Origin of the sequence: Kitasatospora sp. NPDC059803 (genome assembly GCF_042732255.1) — a bacterium.
In the GTDB taxonomy this organism is placed as follows: domain Bacteria; phylum Actinomycetota; class Actinomycetes; order Streptomycetales; family Streptomycetaceae; genus Kitasatospora.
In genome coordinates, this window is sequence record NZ_JBHWIJ010000315.1 from 1003 (window position 1) to 9627 (window position 8625).

General features: G+C 72.3%; 7 protein-coding genes. 6 read left to right on the forward strand and 1 reads right to left on the reverse strand.

Going from position 1 to position 8625, the window contains the following annotated elements; all coding sequences use genetic code 11:
• Window positions 1–49 precede the first annotated feature (49 nt).
• Entirely contained in the window at window positions 50–541 is a 492-nt protein-coding gene (locus tag ACFV6I_RS33385) for an inorganic diphosphatase (protein ID WP_063348256.1), read from the reverse strand.
• Window positions 542–617: 76 nt separating this feature from the next.
• Here ACFV6I_RS33385 and dacB point away from each other — a divergent pair, with 76 nt between their 5' ends.
• The 6 genes from dacB (at window position 618) to folE (ending at window position 8577) form a co-directional block, all read left to right on the forward strand.
• Window positions 618–2279 carry a D-alanyl-D-alanine carboxypeptidase/D-alanyl-D-alanine-endopeptidase gene (dacB, locus tag ACFV6I_RS33390; protein ID WP_380429421.1) on the forward strand — a complete coding sequence of 554 codons (1662 nt, stop codon included), beginning with the start codon at window positions 618–620 and terminating at the stop codon, window positions 2277–2279.
• Window positions 2280–2376: 97 nt separating this feature from the next.
• On the forward strand, window positions 2377–3552 hold the full coding sequence (locus tag ACFV6I_RS33395) for a zinc-dependent metalloprotease (RefSeq protein ID WP_063348254.1): 1176 nt from the start codon (window positions 2377–2379) through the stop codon (window positions 3550–3552).
• A gap of 279 nt (window positions 3553–3831) precedes the next feature.
• The gene (gene tilS, locus ACFV6I_RS33400; protein WP_363376734.1) at window positions 3832–4959 is read left to right on the forward strand and encodes a tRNA lysidine(34) synthetase TilS; all 1128 of its coding nucleotides are present in this window, start codon (window positions 3832–3834) and stop codon (window positions 4957–4959) included.
• A gap of 70 nt (window positions 4960–5029) precedes the next feature.
• Window positions 5030–5584 carry a hypoxanthine phosphoribosyltransferase gene (gene hpt / locus ACFV6I_RS33405; protein ID WP_063348252.1) on the forward strand — a complete coding sequence of 185 codons (555 nt, stop codon included), beginning with the start codon at window positions 5030–5032 and terminating at the stop codon, window positions 5582–5584.
• A 228-nt stretch (window positions 5585–5812) separates the two neighbouring features.
• Complete coding sequence (gene ftsH / locus ACFV6I_RS33410) at window positions 5813–7867, forward strand: ATP-dependent zinc metalloprotease FtsH (protein WP_063348251.1); 2055 nt, start codon at window positions 5813–5815, stop codon at window positions 7865–7867.
• A 104-nt stretch (window positions 7868–7971) separates the two neighbouring features.
• Window positions 7972–8577: a GTP cyclohydrolase I FolE gene (gene folE, locus ACFV6I_RS33415; RefSeq protein ID WP_063348250.1), complete on the forward strand. Its 606-nt coding sequence runs from the start codon at window positions 7972–7974 to the stop codon at window positions 8575–8577.
• Window positions 8578–8625 lie beyond the last annotated feature (48 nt).

Consider the following 8625-nt stretch of genomic DNA (forward strand, 5'->3'; position numbering starts at 1 on the left):
ACCTCGAACTGCTCAGAACGATCTGATCGAACGAGATCGGAACGACGGCTCAGTGACCGCCCTGCTCCGCCAGACGCTTGATCGAAGCGGTGACCTCGGCCTCGGCCTCGGCGCGGCCGACCCAGTTGGCGCCCTCGACGGACTTGCCGGGCTCCAGGTCCTTGTAGACCTCGAAGAAGTGCTGGATCTCCAGACGGTCGAACTCCGACACGTGGTGGATGTCCCGCAGGTGCTCCCAGCGCGGGTCGGTGGCCGGAACGCACAGCAGCTTGTCGTCGCCGCCGGCCTCGTCGGTCATCTGGAACATGCCGATGGCGCGGCACTTGATGAGGCAACCCGGGAAGGTCGGCTCGTCCAGGATCACCAGCGCGTCCAGCGGGTCGCCGTCCTCGCCGAGCGTGCCCTCCACGTAGCCGTAGTCGGCCGGGTAGCGGGTCGAGGTGAAGAGCATCCGGTCGAGCCGCAGCCGGCCGCTCTCGTGGTCGACCTCGTACTTGTTACGAGAGCCCTTCGGGATTTCGATAAGGACGTCGAATTCCAACGGTTCCTCCAAGGTAGGGACTGACAGAATCCAAGTGTCTCCTACGGGAGTGAGTGCTCGGGAAAGGGGCCGGTCGGTGGGAACAGGGGTCGGGGCGGCGCGCCGCCGCAGGGGGACGGCCGCCGGACTGTTCGGAGCGGCCCTGCTGGTCGCCGGAACGGTCCTGACCTCGGGCGGAGCGTACGCGCAGCCCTCCCCGGGCCCCGGCGGCCACAGCACCGAGCACGGCGAGGGCGACGGCCGGGGCGACGGCCGGGACGGCCGGGACGGCCGCGACGGTGGGAAGGGCGGCCGGGGGAGGGGCGACGGCAAGCCCGGGTCGGGCGACACCCCGGCCACCCGCCCGGGCGAACAGCCCACCGCCCCCGGCACCGCCGCCGGCTCCACGCCCAGCGGCACCGGCTCCACGGGCCCCACCGGCTCCACCCCCGCCCCGGGTGGCGGCGCCCGCCCGGCCCCCGCCCCCGGCGCCGTCCTGGCCACCGTCGAGGCCGGCGGCTCCGCCGCCGCACCCACCGCCCAGGGCCTCCAGCAGGCGCTCGCCGCCGTCGTCGCCGACAAGAGCCTCGGCACCGTCACCTTCGCCGTCGCGGACGCCGCCGGCGGTCAACTCCTGTACGGCTCCGGCGAGAACACCCCGGGCACCCCCGCCTCCACCACCAAGCTGGCCACCGCGATCGCGGTCCTGTCGCTGATCCCCGGCGACACCCGGCTGACCACCCGGGTGGTCCGGGGCGCGGACCCCGGCACGATCACCCTGGTCGGCGGCGGCGACCCGACGCTCACCGCGCTGCCCGCCGACCAGGTCCAGATCGGTGGTCAGGCGGCCGATGCCGACACCGCCCCCGCCTCGCTCGACGCCCTGGCCCGGCAGACCGCCGCCGCCCTCAAGGCCGCCGGCACCACCACCGTCAAGCTCGACTACGACCTGTCGATGTACGCGGGCAATCCGCAGCACAAGAACCACGACGCGCAGAACATCGCCCTGGTCGTCCCGCTGATGGCCGACGAGGGCAGGGTGGACCCCAAGAGCCGCGACGAGGCGCCGGCCCGGGTCGCCGACCCGGCCGGGAAGGCCGCCGAGAGCTTCGCCGCCCTGCTCAAGGCCCAGGGCGTCACCGTCGACGGCACGGCCAAGCCCGCCGCCGCCCCGGCCGCCCCCGCCGCCACCGTCCTCGGCCGGGTGGACTCGCCGACCGTCGCCCGGCTGGTCGAGCGCATGCTCACCACCTCCGACAACCAGCTCGCCGAGGCGATGGCCCGTCAGGCGGCCCTCGCCGCAGGCCAGCCGGCCAGCTTAGAGGGCGCCGCCACCGCCGTCACCCGGGAACTCGCCAAGCTCGGCGTGCCGATGACGGGCGTGTCCCTGAACGACGGCAGCGGACTGCACCCGGGCAACGCCGTCCCGCCGGCCGTCCTCGTCCAACTCCTCGCCCTGGCCGCCTCCGACCAGCACCCGGCCCTGCGCCCGGTCCTCACCGGCCTGCCCATCGCCGGCTTCACCGGCACCCTCGGCAAGCGCTACGGGAGCGGTTCGGGCGCCGCCGCCGCGGCCGGCCTGATCCGCGCCAAGACCGGCACCCTCAGCGGCGTCAACACCCTCGCCGGCACCGTCGTCGACGCCGACGGCCGCCTTCTGGCCTTCGCCGTCATGACCCGCACCACGGCCCCCGCCGACACCGCCCGCGCCGCCATGGACCGCATCGCCGCCCGTCTCGCCACCTGCGGCTGCCGCTGACCCGCCCGCGCCCGCGCCCAGGCCCCGCCGAGGGCGGGGTGAGGGTGTTCGTCGCGGGTGGCTGCCGCTGGTGGGTGGGAGCACGTACGGTGAGGGCATGACGAGCGCGAGTGGCGGTGCTGGCATGGTCGACTGGAATCTCGCGGTCGCAACCGCGACCAGGTTGGTGCGGCCGGGGCCGGAGGTGAGTCGGGCGGAGGCGGCGGCCGTGGTCGCCGAACTGCGCCGGCACGCGCTGGAGGCCGAGGAGCACGTCCGGGCGTTCACGGGGATGCGGTCGAGCAGCCTGACGGCGGCCACCGCGACGCCGGTGCTGGTGGTGGACCGCCCGGGCTGGGTGCGGGCGAACGTGGCCGGCTTCCGCACGGTGGTCCAGCCGCTGGTGGAGAAGCTCCAGGCGCGCCGGGCGAGCAGCCCGACGGCGGGGGTGTTCGGCGCGGTGGGGGAGAAGGCCACCGGCATCGAGGTGGGCGCGCTGCTGGCGTTCCTGGCCGGGAAGGTGCTCGGCCAGTACGAGACCTTCGCCCCGGCGGAGCCTTCGCTGGAGGCCCCGGACAGCCCGGCGGCGCTGTTCGACAAGCCGCGGCTGGGGCCGGAGGGCCCGGGGCCGGGCCGGCTGCTGCTGGTGGCGCCGAACATCGTGCACGTCGAGCGGGAGCTGGACGTCGACCCGTCCGACTTCCGGCTCTGGGTCTGCCTGCACGAGGAGACGCACCGGACGCAGTTCACCGCGGTGCCGTGGCTGCGCGACCACATCCAGTCCGAGGTGCAGTCCTTCCTGGCGGAGACGGATGTGGATCCGGGCGCCCTGCTGGACCGGCTGCGGGACGCGGCGGGTTCGCTCGGCGGCGGGCTGCCGGGTGTCGGGGGCCGGGAGGGCGTGCCGTCGGCGGGGCTGATGGAGGTCGTCCAGTCGCCGGCGCAGCGCGAGATCCTGGGCCGGCTGACGGCGGTGATGTCGCTGCTGGAGGGCCACGCGGACGTGGTGATGGACGGGGTCGGCCCGGCGGTGGTGCCGACGGTGGCGGAGATCCGGGAGAAGTTCCAGCAGCGCCGGGACCGTGGGGCGAACCGGCTCGACCTGCTGTTGCGCCGGCTGCTCGGCATGGACGCGAAGCTGCGCCAGTACCAGGACGGCGCGGTGTTCGTGCGCGGGGTGGTGGAGCAGGTCGGCATGGAGGGCTTCAACCGGGTCTGGACCTCCCCGAACACGCTGCCGACCAAGGAGGAGATCCACGATCCGGCCTCCTGGGTCGCCCGCGTCGCCCGCTGAGGCGGGCGCGGACGGGGCTCGGACCCCAAGCGCCGCGCGGTGGTCGGTGGTGGTCAAACCCGCTCGTACGAGTGGTCCAATCGGGCAGCCGGAGGGTGAAGATACGTTTCTCCATTCACCCGAACGTGGGACGGTGGTCGTACCGGTGGCGCGGGTGGCGTAGCGGGGTGCTCCTTTCTGCCACCATCTGTGAGCGCCCGGTAACAGGGCGCTCATGAAGCTGCGCGGCCCAGCCGCGCGAGCCGCCGTCCTGTCCCCTCCGTCGAGGAGTCGTCCGCCGTGGGTCCACACCCCGCAGTCGCAGCGATACGCCTGGCCGTCCGCCGCACGCTCACCGACCTCGCCGCCGAGGCCGGTACCACCTTCACCGCGCCCGTGCGCGAGCCCCGCGAGCGCCCGGCCGGGGCGCCCCTGGTGGGCGCCGCCGTCGGCACCACCCTGATCGGCAACGCCGCCCGGCACCCGTCCGGACTGCCCCGGACCCCGGCCGCCCCCGGCTCGCCGCTGGTGCTGGTCGCCGTCAGCGGCGGCGCCGACTCGATGGCGCTGGCCATCGCCGCCGCCTTCGAAGCCCCCAAGATCGGCCTGCGGGTCGGCGCCGTCACCGTGGACCACGGCCTGCAGCCCGGCTCCGCCGACCGGGCCGCCCAGGTGGCCGAACGGCTGCGCTCGCTCGGCCTGGACCCGGTCGAGGCGATCCCGGTGCGCGTCGGCCGGTCCGGCGGCCCGGAGGCCGCCGCCCGGGACGCCCGCTACGCGGCCCTGGACGCGGCCGCCGAACGGCTCGGCGCGGTCGCGGTGCTGCTCGGCCACACCCGGGACGACCAGGCCGAGACGGTGTTGCTGGGCCTGGCGCGCGGTTCGGGCTCCCGCTCGCTGGCCGGGATGCCGGCGCAGAAGGGCCGCTACCGCCGCCCGCTGCTGGAGCTGGACCGGGCGGCCACCCGGCAGGCCTGCTCCGCCCAGGCGATCCCGGTCTGGGACGACCCGCACAACTGTGATCCCGCCTACACCCGCTCCCGGGTCCGGCACGAGGTGCTGCCGGTGCTGGAGAAGCACCTGGGCGGCGGGGTGGTCGAGGCGCTGGCCCGCACCGCCCGGCTGTTCCGCGACGACGCGGACGCCCTCGACCAGTGGGCCTCCCTGGCCGAACGCGACCTCCGGACGGGTGAGGGCGCCCTGGACGCCGTGAAACTCGCCGAACTCCCGCCCGCGGTCCGCCGCCGGGTGCTGCGCCGGGCCGCGCTGCGGGCGGGCTGCCCGGCCGGGGACCTGTTCGCGCGGCACCTGGAGACGATCGACCTGCTGGTCACCGGATGGCGCGGCCAGGGGCCGCTGCACCTACCCGGGGGCGTCGAGGCCACCCGCAGGTGTGGCACGCTGGTCTTTCGGCGGCAGGGCGACTGACGGGCGGGCATGTCCCGGGGTAGTCGGCCGCCGGCCACACAGACCCCGAACGTTTGAGGACGTATCCCCGGTGGACCAGAACGACATGGGCGCTGACCTCGCGAAGGTGCTCATCAGCAAGGACGAGATCGACGCCAAGCTCCTGGAGCTGGCCGAGCGCATCGACCGGGACTACGCAGGCAAGGACCTGCTGATCGTCGGCGTCCTCAAGGGGGCTGTGATGGTCATGGCCGACCTGGCCCGGGCCCTGCACTCGCAGGTCACCATGGACTGGATGGCGGTGTCCTCCTACGGCATGGGCACCAAGTCCTCCGGCGTGGTCCGCATCCTGAAGGACCTGGACACCGACATCGCCGGCCGGGACGTCCTGATCGTCGAGGACATCATCGACTCCGGTCTGACCCTGTCCTGGCTGCTGGGCAACCTGAGCTCGCGCGGCCCGGCCTCGCTGGAGGTCTGCGCCCTGCTGCGCAAGCCGGACGCGGCCAAGGTCGAGATCGACGTGAAGTACGTCGGTTTCGACATTCCGAACGAGTTCGTGGTCGGCTACGGCCTGGACTACGCGGAGAAGCTGCGTAACCTGCCCTTCATCGGGACGCTCGCCCCGCACGTCTACGGGGGCTGAGGACTCCGTTCGGGCTACGGATGGGAACAGGAGCCGGTTCCCGCCCGTTGGACCGGGGGGACCAAGAACGACGGCCGTGTCGCTGCGCTCCCGCCATGCGCGGGTGTGACTGCGGTACGGTCCATTAAAACCGCTCTTCACATGAGCACCGACCAGGATGCGCCGGCGGCACCCAGCCCGCGGCGCCGCTGAGTGGCAGGAGGGACGGGGCGGCAACGCCCCGCATGGATGGACGTCAAGCGATACTTCCGTGCGCCGATCATGTGGATCGTGCTGGCCGTCCTCGCCGTCATCGTCTTGATGCAGGTCGTTTCGGATTCGAACGGCTACAAGACGGTGGACACCGGTCAGGTCGTCGCGGCGATCGACGCGAAGCAGGTCAAGTCGGCGCAGATCACCACTGGTGACTCGAACACCATCAAGATCCAGCTGAAGGACGGCGCCACGCTGTCCAACGCCGGTACCGGCAAGACGCCGTCCGGCAGCAAGTTCCAGGCCTCGTACATCGGCGACCAGGGTGTTGCGATCGCCGACAAGCTCCAGGCCCAGATCAACGACAACGACCAGAGCACGCTCGCCGAGGGCTACACCATCAGCCCCGAGAAGCAGAGCACCTTCGTCAGCCTGCTGCTGTCGATGCTCCCGATCGTCATCATCGTCCTGGTCTTCCTGTTCCTGATGAATCAGATGCAGGGCGGCGGCTCCCGGGTCATGCAGTTCGGCAAGTCCAAGGCCAAGCTGCTCACCAAGGACACCCCGAAGACGACCTTCGCGGACGTCGCGGGCGCCGACGAGGCGGTCGAGGAGCTCCACGAGATCAAGGAGTTCCTCCAGGAGCCGGCCAAGTTCCAGGCCGTCGGCGCCAAGATCCCCAAGGGTGTGCTGCTCTACGGCCCGCCCGGTACCGGCAAGACCCTGCTGGCGCGTGCCGTCGCGGGCGAGGCCGGGGTGCCGTTCTACTCGATCTCCGGCTCGGACTTCGTCGAGATGTTCGTGGGTGTCGGCGCCAGCCGCGTCCGCGACCTCTTCGAGCAGGCCAAGGCGAACGCCCCGGCGATCGTCTTCGTCGACGAGATCGACGCCGTCGGCCGGCACCGCGGTGCGGGTCTGGGCGGCGGTCACGACGAGCGCGAGCAGACCCTCAACCAGCTGCTGGTCGAGATGGACGGCTTCGACGTCAAGGGTGGCGTGATCCTGATCGCGGCCACCAACCGCCCCGACATCCTGGACCCGGCGCTGCTGCGCCCGGGCCGCTTCGACCGTCAGATCTCGGTCGAGCGCCCCGACCTCCAGGGCCGGCTGGACATCCTCAAGGTGCACCAGAAGGGCAAGCCGATCGCGCCCGACGTCGACCTCTCGGCCGTCGCCAAGCGCACCCCCGGCTTCACCGGCGCGGACCTGTCGAACGTCCTCAACGAGGCCGCTCTGCTGACGGCCCGTTCGGACAAGAAGCTGATCGACAACGGCATCCTGGACGAGGCGATCGACCGCGTCGTGGCCGGTCCGCAGAAGCGCACTCGGATCATGTCCGAGCGGGAGAAGAAGATCACCGCGTACCACGAGGGCGGCCACGCCCTGGTGGCGGCGGCGTGCCCCAACAGCGACCCGGTGCACAAGATCACGATCCTCTCGCGCGGCCGGGCCCTCGGCTACACGATGGTGCTGCCGGACGAGGACAAGTACTCCACCACCCGCAACGAGATGCTCGACCAGCTGGCCTACATGCTGGGCGGGCGCGCGGCGGAGGAGCTGGTCTTCCACGACCCGACCACCGGTGCGTCGAACGACATCGAGAAGGCCACCGCCACCGCCCGGGCCATGGTGACCCAGTACGGCATGACCGAGCGGCTCGGCGCCATCAAGTTCGGCTCGGACAACGCGGAGCCGTTCCTGGGCCGTGAGATGGGCCACCAGCGCGACTACTCGGAAGAGGTCGCCGGGCTGGTGGACGAAGAGGTCAAGAAGCTCATCGAGAACGCGCACAACGAGGCCTGGGAGATCCTGGTCGAGAACCGCGACGTGCTCGACAACCTGGTTCTGGAGCTCCTGGAGAAGGAGACCCTGAACAAGGAGCAGATCGCGGAGATCTTCGCCACGATCGTCCGGCGCCCGGCCCGGCCGGCCTGGACGGGCTCGTCCCGTCGCACGCCGTCCACCCGGCCTCCGGTGCAGTCCCCGAAGGAGCTGGCGCTCACCAACGGCGCCGCCGCGATCGACACCGCCCCGGTGGACATCGTGAAGCTCCCGCCGCTGCCGAGCGCGGAGCCGCCCGCCGAGGGCTGATCCCGCGCACCGTACGGAATGGATGCCGCGTCACCGGGGTTTGTACCCTGGAGACGCGGCATCCGTGCTGTTCAGCAAAGTCGTCCCAAGTAAGCGAGGCCCGCATGATCGACCCGGTGACGCTCGACGGTCCACCCACCGTCGGGACCTTCGACCAGAAGCGGGCCGAGAACGCCATCCGCGAGCTGTTGCTCGCCGTGGGTGAGGACCCGGACCGCGAGGGGCTGCTGGAGACCCCGGCCCGGGTCGCGCGCGCCTACAAGGAGATATTCGCGGGCCTCTGGCAGGAGCCCGAGGACGTCCTCACCACCACCTTCGACCTCGGGCACGACGAGATGGTGCTCGTGAAGGACATCGAGCTGACGTCCGTCTGCGAGCACCACCTGGTGCCGTTCCGCGGCGTGGCGCACGTCGGGTACATCCCGTCCGCCAGCGGCAAGATCACCGGCCTGTCCAAGCTGGCCCGGCTGGTCGACGTCTACGCCCGCCGCCCCCAGGTGCAGGAGCGGCTGACCAGCCAGGTGGCCGACGCGTTGATGCGGATCCTGGAGCCGCGCGGGGCGATCGTCGTGGTCGAGTGCGAGCACATGTGCATGTCGATGCGCGGCATCCGCAAGCCCGGCGCCAAGACCATCACCTCGTGCGTCCGCGGCCAGCTGCGCGACCCGGCGACCCGGGCCGAGGCGATGAGCCTCATCATCGGCCGATAGCGCAACGGCCGGCCCGGGCCGCGGCGCCGCCCGGCCGCGCCCGGCCGC